The sequence below is a fragment of the Sphingobacterium humi genome, from assembly GCF_009768885.1.
GTDB lineage: Bacteria > Bacteroidota > Bacteroidia > Sphingobacteriales > Sphingobacteriaceae > Sphingobacterium > Sphingobacterium humi.
The window spans coordinates 23,770-38,478 of record NZ_WSQA01000007.1 but is presented as its reverse complement, the minus strand read 5'-3'; the positions used below and the strand labels follow the sequence as shown (position 1 = coordinate 38,478).

Sequence of the window (14,709 nt, the reverse complement as noted above, 5' to 3'; positions counted from 1 at the left end):
ATAAATTTCTTTTAAGTAGTTGGTATTTAATTGTTAAGAATGTGTTTTCATCGTGCTGTCATCGTGCTGTCATTGTACTGTCGTCGTGCTGTCATCGTGAGGGGGTAAAATGTTTGCAAAATTTATTGGAAGGTGATGACATGATTTGGCATTGCTTGCAAACTACGGCACGCTTTATAATAAGTGCCGGCAAGTATTGTCATCGTGAGCGGAGTCGAACGACTGGTACGTCAGTGCAATAATTTATGCGTAACATATTTATTAACAATATTTTACACAAACATCTCATTTGTTGCCAGGAATGAGATGTTTATAAAAAAAGTTTTAAGTGACTTTATTATTTATTGTTGATTGCATTGACGTACCAGTCGTTCGACTCCGCTCACGATGACAGTACGATGACAGTACGATGACAACACCTGCCTAAACTTCACCCTCCTTTCATCCTCCTTTTGCTCACTTCCATTTCACCTCCCTTTCTCACCCCTTTCTCACCCTTTTCAATCCCCTTTGGAAAGGGGAGAAATAGGGTAGAGAAAGAGGGGACAAAACATTATATAAACATGATGATCTAACGCTTTGTCGGACAAATCAATAAGGAGCATTATGTGGCAAATTCATCCACTGCAATTATAGAAGAGTTGAATTACCTTTTACAACATTGGAATGGGAAAGAATTTTCGAAAGAAGGGATGAGGGAGGTTGATGTACAGACTATTAATTAAGAAAAAGGAAATTAAGGATTTGAATTAATTCCGAATTATCAACAATACCGTAATAAGTAAACATAGAGGAATAATAAATCGGTTATCCAGTATCGCGAAATCCGTTTGTTTTACTTTTTTAAAGAGTCCGATATAGTTAAAATCGCCGATGATACGGAAGGCGAAAATGGCGACTAAGATCCATGAAGCAATGGGCAACAAATCCAAGTTGTAAATAAAGATTTCAGGAAGATGAAGAACCAGGGTAAAAGCGAAGAAGGCTAAAGCCACGAGGATGCAAGGCAAAGGGCCGGGTATAAACAGAGGCTCGCCACTTACAGTGCTGGGTACACTTGCCATTTTCCCGAATTGGCCGCCAAAGGCCCAGTATAAATGTATTCCTGCGATACAGAGAAAAATAAAGGATAGGGTGTAAGTAATGAGCATAGGTTGTAGGTATGATGATGATTTTATTTTTCTTTGCTAAGATAAGGCTTTCAGGCTCATGCTGTTAAAAATATTTAACTAAAAATAGCTGTTTACAACAAATATTTCTTGGCAAGATATTTGGGAATCGCTTCTGTGAATTACACATAACAACCTATGAAAGCAAAAATTAAATTAGTATGCCTTGCCCTTATTGCCATGGGCTCTACTGCTTTAAGTTCCTGTAGCAAAGATTCGAAAGAGTTTCCTATTGAAGAGGCCGTAGGAACGTATCGCGGCACCTTAAAGGTGATGGTTCCTAAAGTGCCACATACCGAAATTAAAGATGCGAAAGTTACCATTACCAAAGTAAGTGATACCGAATTGCGGGTAACACCAGACCCTAAGTATGGCGCAACGGCGAAGACTTTTACCGTAGAAAGCATTGAGGGAGATTTGATGAATCCGGACGTAAATGACCCGAAAGGGATTTTTATTTATGAGGTAGCTGATAAATACCTATCGGTAACTACAAATAGAGAAGTGCCGACCGAGGCTAATTTTATTTTTAAAGGGAATAAGCAATAAGGTTATTCCCTTTAAATACTGTTAACTGATGTAAACCTATTTAATCGCCGCCAATCATTTTGGAAGAAATTCCTTTTTGGCGACCACGTTCTGCTAGAAAAATTCCGCCGATGTGCAGCAGGATAAAGATTGGAAACCAATACAATCCCCATTTATGTACGGTTTCGATGGTTTCTTTATAGGCCGTGAAAAATCCTTTTTCTATGGCAATGCCAGTGACAGCGGAAATGAAGACAAATACATAGAAATAGACGTAGGTTAGTCCTTGTAATCTTTCCTTCATTGGAATTTGCGATTTAAAGGGGTTGGGAAAACGAATGCCTTTGACCAGCATATAAATGATGCGAGCTAGGAAAGAGAAGATCATAATATGGGCAAATAGCTCGTGCCATTCCCACATGGGCGAGCGGATGCTTTTGACAATATTGCCGAGCTGCTCTTTGGATACGTTAGCAATATTGCTTTCCACGCTGCTGATGATGATGCCCTTGCTCATCCAATACATGCGTAAAAATCCGGTAATAAATAATACGGGCATGGCGATGGCCATAATCCAATGCAATAACCGGTGAAAGGCGGTAAATTTTTTAACGGGTTTGGTTTCCATGGTATTTCAATCAATTAAAATATTCGTGATAAGTGGCGTATGATTGTTTTATTTTCTCGATCAATTCATTTGCCTGTTCGGTGCTGCTGGCAGTTTCTAAGTCTTTAACCAAGGTGAGGTGCGGATGCAGCCATTTGTGTAATTCTTCGTGGGCCTTGCCATCCATGGTACAGCTCTTAACAAGCTCTTTGTTTTGTGTGCTAAGTTGTAGGGCCAACTGCTTGTAATCCGTTTGGTTTGCCTCTTGGTATTGGTTTATTAAGGCTTCGCCTTCTTGCGCATAGGGCTTCATTTCCGCATTTACTGGCCATTTTTCGCCTTGATTGAGAACAAGGCCTTCGCTGGTTTCAGCATGGTGATGTTCGGTTTCTTCTGGCAATGCTGCCGCTTGCTGTTTAGTTGTTTGGTTGCAGGCCAAGAGGAATAAGCTTGCAACGCCGATTAATACAATTCTCATGGTATAATTAATTTATAGGGTTTGATAAAAGGAATGTGTCTCGGGTATTTTTAGCTGCTCGTAGAAATATAATAAAGGTAGGTAAGGTTTTGATATCTTTATAGTAGGAATAAAAATTAATTGGAAATAATTTTTAGCCGGCAGATAAGCTATTGCGCTATCTTACTTCTTCCTACTTCCTTAATTCCTTAACAATATCTTTACATTTATTTATTTTATGTTATTTTATATTTAAAATATTTATAAATAAATTTGAATTAGTAAGTTTTATAAAGCTAATTTAATGAAAAATAGGTAAGCTAATTTGCAATAAGGGATACCCCGAAAAGCGAATACCACGATGAATAACATATTCTAAACCGTTTATTGATACATAAAATGAAAAAAATCACCCTTTTTACGGCTTTATTGTTTGCATGCAGCATACAGTTTGCCTTGGCTCAAGCTAAGTTTGAGAAGCCTAAATTATCCGATCCGAAAGCCTGGTCTATTGTGATGATTCCTGATGTTCAAAATTACTCGAAGTTCAATCGAAATCAACCCATCTTGGACTTGATGATGCGTTGGGTGGAAGATAATGTGGACAGTTTGAACATCAAAATGGTTGTTTGTGTCGGCGATTTAGTCGAGCAAAATGATATTATTAATCAAGGGCATGATGGTGACCAATCGGCACAGCGGCAATGGGAGTTTGTGTCGCAAACCTTTTCTAAGTTAGATGGAAAAGTGCCTTATATTACGGCTACCGGAAATCATGATTACAGCATCGACTTCTCGGGCAAGCGGAATTCCCGCTTCCAGGAGTTTTTTCAAATTGATAAGAACTTTAAAAATCGGCAAATCATTGTGCAGAACAGCACCAACGAGCATGGGCAGCCAACGCTGGAGAACTCTGCTTACGAGATTAAAGATATCAATGGGAAAGACTATTTGTTTATGACGGTGGAGTATGCCCCTCGGGATACGGTGTTGACCTGGGCGAGCCGTGTTGCTGCCTTACCTCAATACAAAGACCACCGCATTATTTTAACAACGCATGCGTACTTAAGTGAAAAGGATAAACGTACTGTGGCGGCGCCGAAATGGTTTATTTACGAACCTTATGCTATTGATAATCAAATTCAAAAATCGGAAAGAATTACCCTGCCTAAAGCTAATTCTGGCGAGCAGATTTGGGAGAAATTAGTGAAACCTGCCCATAATATCGACATGGTGTTATGTGGTCATATTTCAGGCGAAGGATACCGCGCGGATAAAAATGCTGCCGGAAAACCGGTGCATCAAATGCTTTTTGATAGCCAATCTGAAGGGGGCGGTCATAGACATGGTAATGGGGGGGATGGCTGGTTAAGGATTCTGGAATTTATGCCCGATAATACCACCGTGAATGTGAAAACCTATTCACCATTATTTGGGATATCCCCAACAACGCAGGAGCATGCTTATAAAACAGATGCCCGCAATAATTTCAGCTTTAAGCTTGGAAATTCAAAATAATAACAAGCAGGGTCAGCCTTAACCAAAGGCTGACCCTGTTTTCCCTCAAGGATTGCCTCCCGGCACCCTGCTAATGATCTTCTTTATTTATTTCTTGGATATTTTAATGAGAACTGGATAATGGTCGGATATGGCTTCGGTATAATCATCATGAATAATATCTATGCTTTTTACCTTCTTCAACAGCGTTTCATTGGTCCAGATATAATCAATCCTTCTCGGGGTTGATTTTTTTGTCATATTGGCCTTAATGGGTGCACTATGTTTGAAATTCTTGTTTTTCTCTCGAAATGTATCTTTTAATCCACCGGCAAGCATGGCATCCGTAACGGTATAATCTATCTGCCCATCGGTCAAGTTGTTGCGGTAGATGGTTCTGTATTTTACAATGGCTGTTCCGCTTTTAGGTTCTAGCCGACCTTCCAACTTTTGTAAGGACTTCAGCAAGGTGGGGCCATAATGGTCGGCATCTGATCGCGCCAAGGCATTAAAATCACCAGCAACCAAGATGTTCGCTTTGCCAGGCAGCTGATGTATGCGTTTTAAGATGGTTTGCACATCGCGTTGTCTGTCTTTCACCGTAAATGGAGCCATATGGGTAACCATAATATGCAGGTTTGCTACCTTGGCCATCAAGTAGCCATGCCACATGTCATCAATCTTAAACTCGACATCCTTAATCGGGAATTTTGAGCTGATGGCCAAAGGGTGGGTGGGGTTTAGTCCAGACTCTGTATTCAGGATGGCAGTATAGGGGTGGCCATAACTTGCCGCAAAGGAAGCTAATTTTTCTTTGCTAAAGCCATTCATTTCCTGGTAAAGGATAATATCGGGTTTTACTTCCTGTTGGATCCAGGTCTTATAGCGATTCATGATACTGCTATCGCCCTCAAAGCCATGCATCACATTGTAACTTAGGATGCAGAGTTCCTCTTGGGCTTGGCTTCGCGTAGCATAAAAACTGAGCAGGCAAATCAATACGGTTATTGCGTAGGATTTGCCTTTTTTTAAGGTTGAAAACAGGTCTTTGATTAGGTTCATTTGTTTATTTTGAAAGGGTATGTAATTAAAATAAATAATAATGAAATAAAAATAAACATTTTATAAATACTTTCTGTTGTTTTATGTTATTCTTTTATTAAGAAAAAGGGAATTATTTTTTCTTAATCGCTTTTAAGCGACTCTTTTTATTGGATGAAATTCAGTATTTTCAGGAGATACAATTCAAGGACTTAGATTAATCATATGGAAAGCAATCAAAAGCTGGTGTTTATTACAGGCGCTGCAAGTGGTATTGGTTTAGAAATAGCAAAAACCTTGGCTCAAGAAGGAAAAAGGGTGGTGATAACGGATCTGGACGCGCAAAAAGTAGAAGCTGCTGCAGCCTTATTACGATCGCAGCAGCTGGATGTTTATGCTTTGCCTTGTGATGTATCCAGTGAAGCGGCTATTGAGGAAGCAGTTCAGCAATCACAAACGCTTTATGGAGGCATAGATATCTTAATTAATAATGCTGGGATGCAATTTGTAGCACCTATTGAAGAGTTCCCGACCGCGAAGTTTGAGCTGCTGGTGAAAATTATGCTGGTGGCTCCCTTTATTACCATAAAGCAGGTGTTGCCGCATATGAAAGCGAAACGATGGGGGCGCATCATCAATATTGCCTCTATCAATGGATTGGTGGGTTTTGCGGGTAAGGCCGCATACAACAGTGCCAAACATGGGGTTATCGGCTTGACTAAGGTGGCCGCCTTAGAAGCTGCTGAATATGGCATTACGGTAAATGCGGTTTGTCCTGGATATGTGGATACGCCCTTAGTGAGAAACCAACTTGCAGACCTGGCCAAGACCAGGAATGTGCCCTTGGAGAAAGTATTGGAGGAAGTAATTTATCCCTTAGTTCCGCAAAAGAAGTTGCTAGCCGTTCAGGAGGTTGCCGATTATGTGGCCTTTTTGTGCAGCACAAAAGCAGGCGGAGTTACTGGCCAAGCGGTGGTTATTGACGGAGGTTATACCGCACAATAAAAGAAAGATTGTATTATACAGTTGTTGCTTAAGTATCCCATTTAGTTAATGCCTCCGTTGTTGTTGGCATAAAATTAATGAGTCTGTTTTGATTGCTCTCATATACAAAATCCTTTAGGCTCTTGCTGGTATACGGAGAAAGATCGCCGACAATGGCAAGATTCATTCGGTAATTAGCGAATTTCTGTAAAATTTCTCCTGCCAGGCCGTTTCTGAGTTCAAAGAAATCGGGGTGGATATTTTCAACGTGCAGCATGATATGGTCGTAGCCCTGATAATATAGATCCCCTAATAAATCCAATGCTTGCTCGCTATTACCAAAAAGAGGACTGTCGGAAAAAACCTCCGCTATTTTACCATGTTGTAAGTCGTGATTTTTAATTCTCATGTCTAATGATTTCAAGCTTTTTCAAAGCTGATGATTCTGTTCCATTTTACTTTTCCTATAAAAATAGGTAATAAACAAGAAGCTCCAATGCATATCTGGCAGATTATTTGCCTGTTAGTGTGTGAAGAGGTCTAAAATTATCACGGCACTAATCACTATCTATGAGAATCGTATTATCCTTATTTATTTTGCTGCTAAGTCAATGCCTATATGCCAATGATGGTGCTTTCTACGCTTCCGGCAATCAGCTTATCCCTATTAGTGAAACGGAAATATCCGTGCAGAAGGAAGTGTTGAAAATCAAAAAACTGGACAACAAGTATATTCAGGTGTCCGTGTATTACGAGTTTTTCAATCCGGGCAATGCCAAGGAAATCATCGTTGGATTTGAAGCCATGTCGCCCAATGGAGATGTGGATGGTGCTCCGAAGAATGGGAAACATCCTTATATGCGAGACTTTACGGTACAAATGAACAATAAGGACTTGACCTATCAGGTGGCTTATGTAGAGGATAGCTTATATAATCAGGCTGGAAAAATTAAGGCCATTGATTTAAAGACATTTAAAGGAAACAAAGAAGGAAATGAAGTAGATTTTTTCTATGTATATCACTTTAAGGCCAATTTTAAAAAGGGTAAAAATATCATTAAGCATACTTATACGTTTGATGTGTCGGGTGGAGTGGCCTACAACTATTATTTTGAATATGTGCTGACGGCGGCTAATCGGTGGGCCAATAAACAGATTGATGATTTTACGTTGGAAATCGATATGGGCGAGTTTGAGGATTTCTATTTGTCGAAATCCTTTTATAAGCATAGCAAGGATTGGAAAATACAAGGTCAAGGCAAGGTGCAGGACGTGGTGGGTTCAGCAAATTCCATATTAAATGTGGATGCTTCCAGGTTCTATATTCGGAAGGGTAGCATCGTTTTTCAAAAGAAGAATTTCAGCCCCAAAGGCGAGCTTTATATTCAGAGTTTCAGTCCCAATATAGGCGTTTCGGAAACAAAGGGAGTTGCGCAGTATTTACCTTATTCCATTTATGCACAGGATATGGCCTTTTATGGCGATAATAAAACAGCCAAGGAAAAGAAAATATTACGGAATCTACCCTATGCACGACGTGGCTATATATTTAAAGACAAGGAATTGCAGTCGGTTTATACGGGCTTAGCATGGTACATGCCTAATGCAAACTATTCGCCAACAGATGATGGCTTATGGCAAGCAGAAAAGGACTGGATGAAGCAATGGAAATAAAGAGCCATATTTCATGAAGTAATTTCATTAATTAGTTTTTACCAGTTCAACCCGTCTGTTTTTAGCTTTGTTTTCTTCTGAGTCGTTTGCTAGGAGGGGTTTCTCTGCACCGAAGCCTGCCGATTTAAGGCGATTCTGTTCTATACCATCCTTCGTGAGGGCTTGCAATACAGCATTGGCGCGTTGTTCCGATAAGGTCTTATTGTGTGCTGCATTCCCTGAATTGTCGGTATGGCCTTCAATGCTAATGTTCAGGCTGTTTTCTTTTTTCAAGGCGGCAGCAATTTCTTGCACCACTTCCTTGCCCTCTGCGGTTAGATCAGCCTTGTTGCTGTCGAAATTGATGTATAGAATAGCTTTTCCTTTTTGGGTCAACTCTTCCGCAATCTGATCGGCAGTTATTTTTGTAATTGTCTGTTCAAATCCAGCTTCTTGCAGGACATTCAAGGTGCCACCGGCATTATTCGCCGTATATTGGATGTAAATATTTCCCTGATCGGCACTCCGTATTGCCCAGAACTTAATTATACTTCCCGGATATCCCATATCGCCTTCGCCTCCTTTGTTTGCATCCTGCTTGTTATATCGATCGAATTCTGCCCGGGTAATTTCGCTATCGAATATTTTAACAGCACCAACAGATTCGAGGTAGTTGGCCATGCTTTTTTCAAAATAATGCTGTGAAAAATCCTCCCTTCGCTTTGGTGATACAAAGGTTTTATAAAGCTTGCCTTCAAAAGGGGTCATCTTGCCATCTACAGGGAAAAAGCAGACATCATAGTTTCGAACCATAGGCTTGTTCATTTCTTCTAATCCTTGTGGGAGATTGATGAAAGGGAAGTCGCCGATATCCGCAGTAGATAGGGGTAATCGGGTGATATCGAATGGGGTAGTGGCGGAGCTGTCCGTAGTCAGATTGCCGCTATCGGTTACTGTTGTTGAAGCGCTATCTAGCTGCTGACTTTCGCCTTCTTTTGGACTGTTGTTGCAAGCGAGAAAAAGAACTGTGCTCGCAAGTAATAATGCTTTTTTCTTCATTGGGGAACTCTTTACCGTTTCTGGTAAGCAAAGTTAGCATACGAAGATTGCTGTTGAAATACCGATAAACAGGAGTTTTTACCCTCCTAATTATAGGAGGTTTTCTTGCATAATAAGCATTAACAATTGGGAGGTATTCTTCACGGAAAACTTTTGCAATAAGTTCTTACGGTAGGTATCAATGGTTAGTTTGCTTAAAAACAATTCCTCGGCAATTTCCGTTGTTGTCTTTCCTTCTGCTAACAGCGCAATTAATTGTTTTTCCCTTTTGGTGAGAGTAGGAAAGCATTTGGATTGGCTTGCACGGGTTAATATGCTCATAACTTCAGGATCCATGACCACTTGTCCTTGCAAAACCCCTTCGACACTGGCTATAATCTTAGCCGAAGGCGTACTTTTTAGTAAATAGCCTTTGGCACCATTATCAAACATTTGTTTGATGGTACTCTGTTCGATTTCATTGCTCAAGGCAAGCACTTTTATTGTAGGGTTTTGTTGCAGCAGCTCCTTGCAGATGCTTAGCCCATTGCCATCGGGAAGGTTGATGTCCAACAGCAATACATCTAGATGTACCTTGTTTTCCAAAAAGGTGAAAAAGGCCTTAGCACTTTCGAAAGTGTGTACTTCGAATTTAGGATTATATTGCAATAATAGCATGCGAATGCCTTCCACTACAATCGGATGATCATCAAGAATGGCTATACTTATTTTCTTAGTCGACATGGATTTCAATATTTACTGCGGTACCTTCGCCGGGTTCACTTTCTATGCTTAGCTGACCTTGCATATAATCTACCCGACGTTGAATGTTCTGAAGGCCAATTCCAGGGTTCTTAACCGTGTCTTCCAGCTTGAAGCCTTGTCCATCATCTTCTACGGTCAATAGAATACGATTATCTTCCTGAATACACTGTACAATAATTTGTCTAGCTTTCCCATGCCGTATGGCATTAACCAGCAGTTCTTGCACAACGCGGTAGATGTTCGTTTGTATGAGGATAGGGATGTCGGGAGAAAGACCCGAAGATTGGTATTCGATGTGGATGCTCGATGGTGAAAATGCCGCACAGAGGTCTTGCAAGGCTATATCAAGACCTCTCGCCAAAAGGCTTTCGGGAATCATGTTACGGGCGATTCGGCGAACCTCGGCAATGGCATGTTCCAATTGCACGATAGCACGGTCAATTGTTGGATCGGGAGCATGCTGTTCCTGCCGAGAAGCAGACAGTTGGATCCGGATACCGGCTAAGGATCCGCCTAAGCTATCGTGTAAGTCCCGAGCAATGCGCTGTCGTTCTCTTTCTTCACCTTCCAATAGGGCGTTTGCAACGCCCAATTTGCTATCGGTTTCTATTTGCTGAATTTTATCCTTATTCGCGCGTTGCTTGCTTCGGTAAATGTATAGGATAAAGCCTAATACCGTTAATAGGAAAACGGCGGCAGCAGCAAATAATCCATTCAAGATGCGTTGGTTTTTTAAGCGTAGGGCGGTTTCGCTTTGTGCCGCTTCTAGGGTTTGTATGGCGGCATCCTTTTCCTGGGTTCTTAGTTGTACTTCCAGTTTAGAAATCTCTGCTGCAATCTGATCTTTACTTACCGAATCGCGATGTTGGATGTACTGTTGCCAATATGCCGATGCTAGTTTATAATCGCCAAGCTTCTCATAAGTCTTCGCATAGGCTGGTAATAACTCGCTTAAATCGATGGCAGCATATTTTGTAGGATGATGCTGTATGCTATCGATAGGGTGACTTTGTTGTAATAAATGCAGGGCAGCCCGATAATCGCCCATCCCCATACGGGCCTTGTGTCGTTGGAAATGTAAGCTGAGGAGGTAGCGAACTGGAACGCCATTAGTTTTAACCAGCGTTTGATTAATCAGTTGTTCTGCAGCTTGGAATTTCCCCGATTGGTTCAGCCGCATGGCAGCTAATGAAACGATACGAAGCTCCTGCGGAAGGCTAGGCGCTTGTTTCAAAAGCGACTTGGTGCGTTGGATAACCGAATCTGCCTTGTCGTTCATTAAGGTATGATACACATTCGCTAACACGGTCAGCGTATGGGCATGATCTAAAAGGAGAACTCGATCTTTGGGTTGAATAGATTCATAAATGGCGGCGGACTTTTCTAAATAGGGAACCGCTTTGTTGTTCATCCCTTGATTGTAAAAAGCTCTCCCCATCTCCAGGTTTATTTCCGCCTGAAAGTTTGGTTTTTTAAGCTTCCGAACCAAAGGGATTACATCTTGCTGCAGCATCGCAATCGCTTCCTCGGGTTGCGGTTGATTAATGAGCCAGGTTACCCGGTTGATGGATAGTCGATAGGCATAATCCCAACTGTCTGGATTTTTATAGCGGTTAAAAATAGCTAATAAGGCTTTCACTTCTTGCTTATCCTTATAGCTGCGGATAGACTGGTATCGGTAAATAGCATTTAGATATTCATTATCCTTGGCTAAAATTTTACCCTGCTGAAGAAACTGTACGCCTTTCGTGGAATCGTTGTCAATCCAGAGCTTGGAAAGGTGAAAAGCTGCCCTTGCCCGGATACTATCCGTATGGCCCGTTTTTAATAAGGTTAATAAACTATCGTTTTTAAGTTGATCATGAGGGGTGAGCTGTGCATAAAGCGCCGAAAGGGACGAAAGGAAAAAAAGTAAAAAACAAAATATCTTCATGCTATAGGTAAGGTGCTTGCAAATTAGCCAAAGATGCAGAATTAATAGGAGATTTTAAATACTAGAAAGAAAGAGGGGAGGAGAAAAGAGGAAAGACACTAGGAATGTTAAAGAGAGGTGGGCTTTGATGATAAGAAATAACTTTATCCTATTGTTATGAAGTATAGAGAAATTACATTCCAGAGCAAATCATGCAATTCAAAAGGAATTTCCATTAAACGAGTAGCACTTACCCAAATAATAAACCTACCTAGTTATTATTTTATAGTTAATTCAGACAGTTTTATTTGTTTTTCTATTTTAGGTCTCCAATTGTTTTGATCAAACATAGTGTCACAAATCTTTTCGTGATAATAGACTTGGATCCATAGCTTTTTCTGAAATTCTCCTATATGCTGAAATACTTTTTCAGAATGTATCATCAACCTATAGAAAAACTCTTGGTTGGGCTCTCGGTAGTTATTTAAAATTTTACTCAATAAATTAGGCGTAATATTAATATCATGCGCAAAATTGCTTCTTTTTGAGTACAAAGAATCTACATATTGTTTTAGAAATTGAGTGAAATAGTTTTTAGCATCATATGCAGGGTTTTGTAAATAATCTTCCATTCTCAATTTAAGCTGCATGAGTCTAGCATTGTTGATTTGTTCTTTCGACAAATTCTGCTGTCTTTTAAGCCTTGCCTTCATCAATTGATTAGATTCTGAATCTTTCTCCGTTTTTGAGCGATATCTAGAATCAATGCCAAAATCTATATTATTTTTAGTGCTCGTCATTGTCATATTGATTTATCACATGTAAAATTTCAGGAACCTCTAAACTCAGTGTTTTGCCAGTAATATTCATTTGATATTTTTCCATATAATGATTTACTAATGCTGATTTTGGAGTTAAGGAAATGCAGGCTAATTCTGCATAATCCATTACAGCAATCTTAGCTACATAGGCAATTAGATTCCCCGCTATTTTATCGTATTTTTTATGGTCACCTTTGTTTTCAACAGAAACTGTTAGCAGTCTTATATGGATTCTACATTCATTCGGAATCCTTTCAAAAGAAATGAGTCCTAAAATTTCATGTTCTCCTCTTATTATTAATTTTAATATTTCGAAAGCTTTTTCTGTCCTCCAATTAAAAAAATATCTCTTTTTAGTAATGGATTTAAAATCACTTTCATGAACAGGTAAGACTTCAATGGGAATCACATTTCCAGATGAAAGTTCAATAATGTTCATATGGTAAATATACCTTAATTATTCCATTTTATGGAACAAATTCCTTATCCTTTCCTTGAACATACCCTTCCCTCAAATTCAGCCCAAAACCCGCCCTTTACTATTTCCAGCCCTGCCTTTACTAGTTTAAGGTTTTAGTTTTGCTATTATTGTGAGAAGTTTGATGCATATTAAACGAACCGCCATGAAAAGAAGCCTGCTAACGATCCTCAGTCTTTTAACGATGCTTATTGCTGTGAATGCGCAAAGGGGCATTAATTACAACCATTCCTACGCCGGAGGCGGCAGGTTGCTGATGCGTGTAGATAGTGCAGCTAAAAATGTTTACTATGCCTTGATGTTTCCCAATCAGCCGAAAACAGCCTTAAATTATCTTCCAGAAGTGGATAGCATCAATCTTCAGATTTATTTCAAGTTAGATGAACCTGTAGAAAGTTATCGGTACAGCGTACTGGTCGATAATAAGCCCATCCTTGTCAATAAATCGATCGAAAAAGGGGAGTTAAAAACGGTCAATAGGCCAGATGAAGTGTTGCTAGCAAAAACACTGGGCGATTTTCCTGTAAAAGATAAAATAATCAGCATCCTGATTTACAGTGTTGAAAACCCCGAGAATATCTGGAAGTCTGTTTTTTATGGGAAGCGTATCCCCAAAGCGGTTATCAAAGCACTTTCAAAACGCTTTGCAACATATAAGGGAGTAGATTACGATCGCATCCTCAATCCGGAGGAAAATATTAAGCTTAGCATTACGGAAAAGGACGAACAGTTAACCATCTTAAAAGATGTTTCGGAAATTGATTACTTGTATTATACAACCATCAAGGACAAGCAAACTGGTCAAATCATATTCGAATCAAAGCTATGGGAATATGGGGGAACGGTTGATGAGAACGATAAATTTATGCCCTATGTTCGCCTGGACAAAAGCATCTTTAAGAAATCAGGAGATTATGAAATTAGCATACAACCCTTAATCGATTGGAAAAAATGCTTTGATTGCAAAATGTCGGCAAAGGATATCGAAGAATATACCGCCAGATATACCTTGTCGATAGCGTTAGAGCAGGTAAATTATACAAAAAAGGAGCTTTTACGGTATACACTGATGGCAGCCTTGCTTGTTGGTTTCGCCTTTTTCCTACTCCTTTATTTCAACAAAAAAGCAAACAAAAAAAAGCTGGCTCAAAAAGAACAACAAGAAAACATCGCGAAGCTGCAATTAAGCTCCATTCGTAGTCAGCTCAATCCGCATTTCCTGTTCAATGCGCTGGCAGGTATTCAAAACTTGATGAATAAGAACGAGGTGGATCATGCGAATCAGTACCTTGCCAAGTTTGCTCGCCTCACGCGTACTGTACTTGATGATAAGGAACGAATCAGCCTGTCGCAAGAAGAAAAACTCCTGCATGATTATCTCCAGATGGAGCAATTGCGATTCGGATTTACCTATAAAATAACGCATGCCGAAAGCCTAGATTTAACGAATATAGAAATACCGAGTATGTTGCTGCAGCCTTTTGTAGAAAATGCCGTAAAGCATGCTTTAGCAGCAAAAGCCGGTGCCGGAAAGATCCTGATCTCCTTCCTTCAGGAAGGCCATGATTTACTGTTATCGATTAAAGATAATGGACATGGCTTTGATGTCGCGAAACAACATACAGGCTTGGGGCTTCAATTAAGTAGGCACAGAATAGCCTTGCTGAATAGTATTTATAAAGAAAATCACATTACCTTAGGGATGGTGTCAAACAGCGATGGAACGAAAATAAACATAACATTAAAAGACTGGTTATAA

The 14,709-nt window shown here is 40.0% G+C and carries 15 protein-coding genes; 5 read left to right on the top strand and 10 right to left on the bottom strand.

The genetic code is table 11. The annotated features are described in order from the left end of the window. Positions 1–749 precede the first annotated feature (749 nt). Entirely contained in the window at positions 750–1,151 is a 402-nt protein-coding gene (locus GQF63_RS10740; protein ID WP_160369230.1) for a DUF3995 domain-containing protein, read from the bottom strand. Positions 1,152–1,307: 156 nt separating this feature from the next. On the opposite strand from GQF63_RS10740, the gene GQF63_RS10735 reads away from it, so the two are divergent. After that, positions 1,308–1,718 carry a hypothetical protein gene (locus GQF63_RS10735; RefSeq protein WP_160369229.1) on the top strand — a complete coding sequence of 137 codons (411 nt, stop codon included), beginning with the start codon at positions 1,308–1,310 and terminating at the stop codon, positions 1,716–1,718. Between the two features lie 40 nt (positions 1,719–1,758). Here GQF63_RS10735 and GQF63_RS10730 read toward each other — a convergent pair whose 3' ends face one another. Together GQF63_RS10730 and GQF63_RS10725 are read right to left on the bottom strand one after the other, a co-directional pair. Then, the gene (locus GQF63_RS10730; protein WP_160369228.1) at positions 1,759–2,325 is read right to left on the bottom strand and encodes a cytochrome b/b6 domain-containing protein; all 567 of its coding nucleotides are present in this window, start codon (positions 2,323–2,325) and stop codon (positions 1,759–1,761) included. Between the two features lie 10 nt (positions 2,326–2,335). After that, positions 2,336–2,782 (bottom strand): hypothetical protein, encoded by a 447-nt coding sequence (locus tag GQF63_RS10725; RefSeq protein WP_160369227.1) that lies wholly within the window; start codon positions 2,780–2,782, stop codon positions 2,336–2,338. A gap of 378 nt (positions 2,783–3,160) precedes the next feature. Here GQF63_RS10725 and GQF63_RS10720 point away from each other — a divergent pair, with 378 nt between their 5' ends. Then, a complete protein-coding gene (locus GQF63_RS10720) occupies positions 3,161–4,279 on the top strand; it encodes a metallophosphoesterase (RefSeq protein WP_160369226.1) in 1,119 nt (372 codons plus the stop codon). An 87-nt stretch (positions 4,280–4,366) separates the two neighbouring features. On the opposite strand, the gene GQF63_RS10715 is transcribed toward GQF63_RS10720, so the two are convergent. Beyond that, entirely contained in the window at positions 4,367–5,320 is a 954-nt protein-coding gene (locus GQF63_RS10715) for an endonuclease/exonuclease/phosphatase family protein (RefSeq protein WP_160369225.1), read from the bottom strand. 204 nt (positions 5,321–5,524) lie between these two features. Here GQF63_RS10715 and GQF63_RS10710 point away from each other — a divergent pair, with 204 nt between their 5' ends. Continuing rightward, positions 5,525–6,304 carry a 3-hydroxybutyrate dehydrogenase gene (locus tag GQF63_RS10710; protein ID WP_160369224.1) on the top strand — a complete coding sequence of 260 codons (780 nt, stop codon included), beginning with the start codon at positions 5,525–5,527 and terminating at the stop codon, positions 6,302–6,304. Between the two features lie 28 nt (positions 6,305–6,332). On the opposite strand, the gene GQF63_RS10705 is transcribed toward GQF63_RS10710, so the two are convergent. Continuing rightward, positions 6,333–6,692 carry a DUF4180 domain-containing protein gene (locus GQF63_RS10705; protein ID WP_160369223.1) on the bottom strand — a complete coding sequence of 120 codons (360 nt, stop codon included), beginning with the start codon at positions 6,690–6,692 and terminating at the stop codon, positions 6,333–6,335. Positions 6,693–6,853: 161 nt separating this feature from the next. Here GQF63_RS10705 and GQF63_RS10700 point away from each other — a divergent pair, with 161 nt between their 5' ends. Then, positions 6,854–7,957 carry a YARHG domain-containing protein gene (locus GQF63_RS10700; RefSeq protein ID WP_160369222.1) on the top strand — a complete coding sequence of 368 codons (1,104 nt, stop codon included), beginning with the start codon at positions 6,854–6,856 and terminating at the stop codon, positions 7,955–7,957. Positions 7,958–7,984: 27 nt separating this feature from the next. Here the strand turns inward: GQF63_RS10700 and GQF63_RS10695 are convergent, their stop codons facing one another. From GQF63_RS10695 to GQF63_RS10675, 5 genes are all read right to left on the bottom strand, one after another. Continuing rightward, positions 7,985–8,995 carry an OmpA family protein gene (locus GQF63_RS10695; RefSeq protein ID WP_160369221.1) on the bottom strand — a complete coding sequence of 337 codons (1,011 nt, stop codon included), beginning with the start codon at positions 8,993–8,995 and terminating at the stop codon, positions 7,985–7,987. Between the two features lie 90 nt (positions 8,996–9,085). After that, positions 9,086–9,718, bottom strand: a complete 633-nt coding sequence (locus GQF63_RS10690) for a response regulator (RefSeq protein WP_160369220.1) — start codon at positions 9,716–9,718, stop codon at positions 9,086–9,088. Then, positions 9,708–11,672: a tetratricopeptide repeat-containing sensor histidine kinase gene (locus GQF63_RS10685; protein ID WP_160369219.1), complete on the bottom strand. Its 1,965-nt coding sequence runs from the start codon at positions 11,670–11,672 to the stop codon at positions 9,708–9,710. Before GQF63_RS10685 ends, GQF63_RS10690 begins: the two co-directional genes overlap by 11 nt. A 257-nt stretch (positions 11,673–11,929) precedes the next feature. Further along, positions 11,930–12,451, bottom strand: a complete 522-nt coding sequence (locus GQF63_RS10680; protein WP_160369218.1) for a hypothetical protein — start codon at positions 12,449–12,451, stop codon at positions 11,930–11,932. Continuing rightward, on the bottom strand, positions 12,438–12,911 hold the full coding sequence (locus GQF63_RS10675; protein WP_160369217.1) for an N-acetyltransferase: 474 nt from the start codon (positions 12,909–12,911) through the stop codon (positions 12,438–12,440). Before GQF63_RS10675 ends, GQF63_RS10680 begins: the two co-directional genes overlap by 14 nt. Before the next feature lie 184 nt (positions 12,912–13,095). Between GQF63_RS10675 and GQF63_RS10670 the strand changes: the two genes are divergently transcribed. Beyond that, positions 13,096–14,709: a sensor histidine kinase gene (locus GQF63_RS10670; protein ID WP_160369216.1), complete on the top strand. Its 1,614-nt coding sequence runs from the start codon at positions 13,096–13,098 to the stop codon at positions 14,707–14,709.

Coding starts and splice junctions, on each gene's coding strand:
- GQF63_RS10695 (WP_160369221.1), bottom strand. CDS start 8,995: ATGAAGAAAAAAGCATTATTACTTGCGAGCACAGTTCTTTTTCTCGCT.
- GQF63_RS10710 (WP_160369224.1), top strand. CDS start 5,525: ATGGAAAGCAATCAAAAGCTGGTGTTTATTACAGGCGCTGCAAGTGGT.
- GQF63_RS10690 (WP_160369220.1), bottom strand. CDS start 9,718: ATGTCGACTAAGAAAATAAGTATAGCCATTCTTGATGATCATCCGATT.
- GQF63_RS10740 (WP_160369230.1), bottom strand. CDS start 1,151: ATGCTCATTACTTACACCCTATCCTTTATTTTTCTCTGTATCGCAGGA.
- GQF63_RS10715 (WP_160369225.1), bottom strand. CDS start 5,320: ATGAACCTAATCAAAGACCTGTTTTCAACCTTAAAAAAAGGCAAATCC.
- GQF63_RS10675 (WP_160369217.1), bottom strand. CDS start 12,911: ATGAACATTATTGAACTTTCATCTGGAAATGTGATTCCCATTGAAGTC.
- GQF63_RS10705 (WP_160369223.1), bottom strand. CDS start 6,692: ATGAGAATTAAAAATCACGACTTACAACATGGTAAAATAGCGGAGGTT.
- GQF63_RS10685 (WP_160369219.1), bottom strand. CDS start 11,672: ATGAAGATATTTTGTTTTTTACTTTTTTTCCTTTCGTCCCTTTCGGCG.
- GQF63_RS10725 (WP_160369227.1), bottom strand. CDS start 2,782: ATGAGAATTGTATTAATCGGCGTTGCAAGCTTATTCCTCTTGGCCTGC.
- GQF63_RS10730 (WP_160369228.1), bottom strand. CDS start 2,325: ATGGAAACCAAACCCGTTAAAAAATTTACCGCCTTTCACCGGTTATTG.
- GQF63_RS10735 (WP_160369229.1), top strand. CDS start 1,308: ATGAAAGCAAAAATTAAATTAGTATGCCTTGCCCTTATTGCCATGGGC.
- GQF63_RS10670 (WP_160369216.1), top strand. CDS start 13,096: ATGAAAAGAAGCCTGCTAACGATCCTCAGTCTTTTAACGATGCTTATT.
- GQF63_RS10680 (WP_160369218.1), bottom strand. CDS start 12,451: ATGACGAGCACTAAAAATAATATAGATTTTGGCATTGATTCTAGATAT.
- GQF63_RS10720 (WP_160369226.1), top strand. CDS start 3,161: ATGAAAAAAATCACCCTTTTTACGGCTTTATTGTTTGCATGCAGCATA.
- GQF63_RS10700 (WP_160369222.1), top strand. CDS start 6,854: ATGAGAATCGTATTATCCTTATTTATTTTGCTGCTAAGTCAATGCCTA.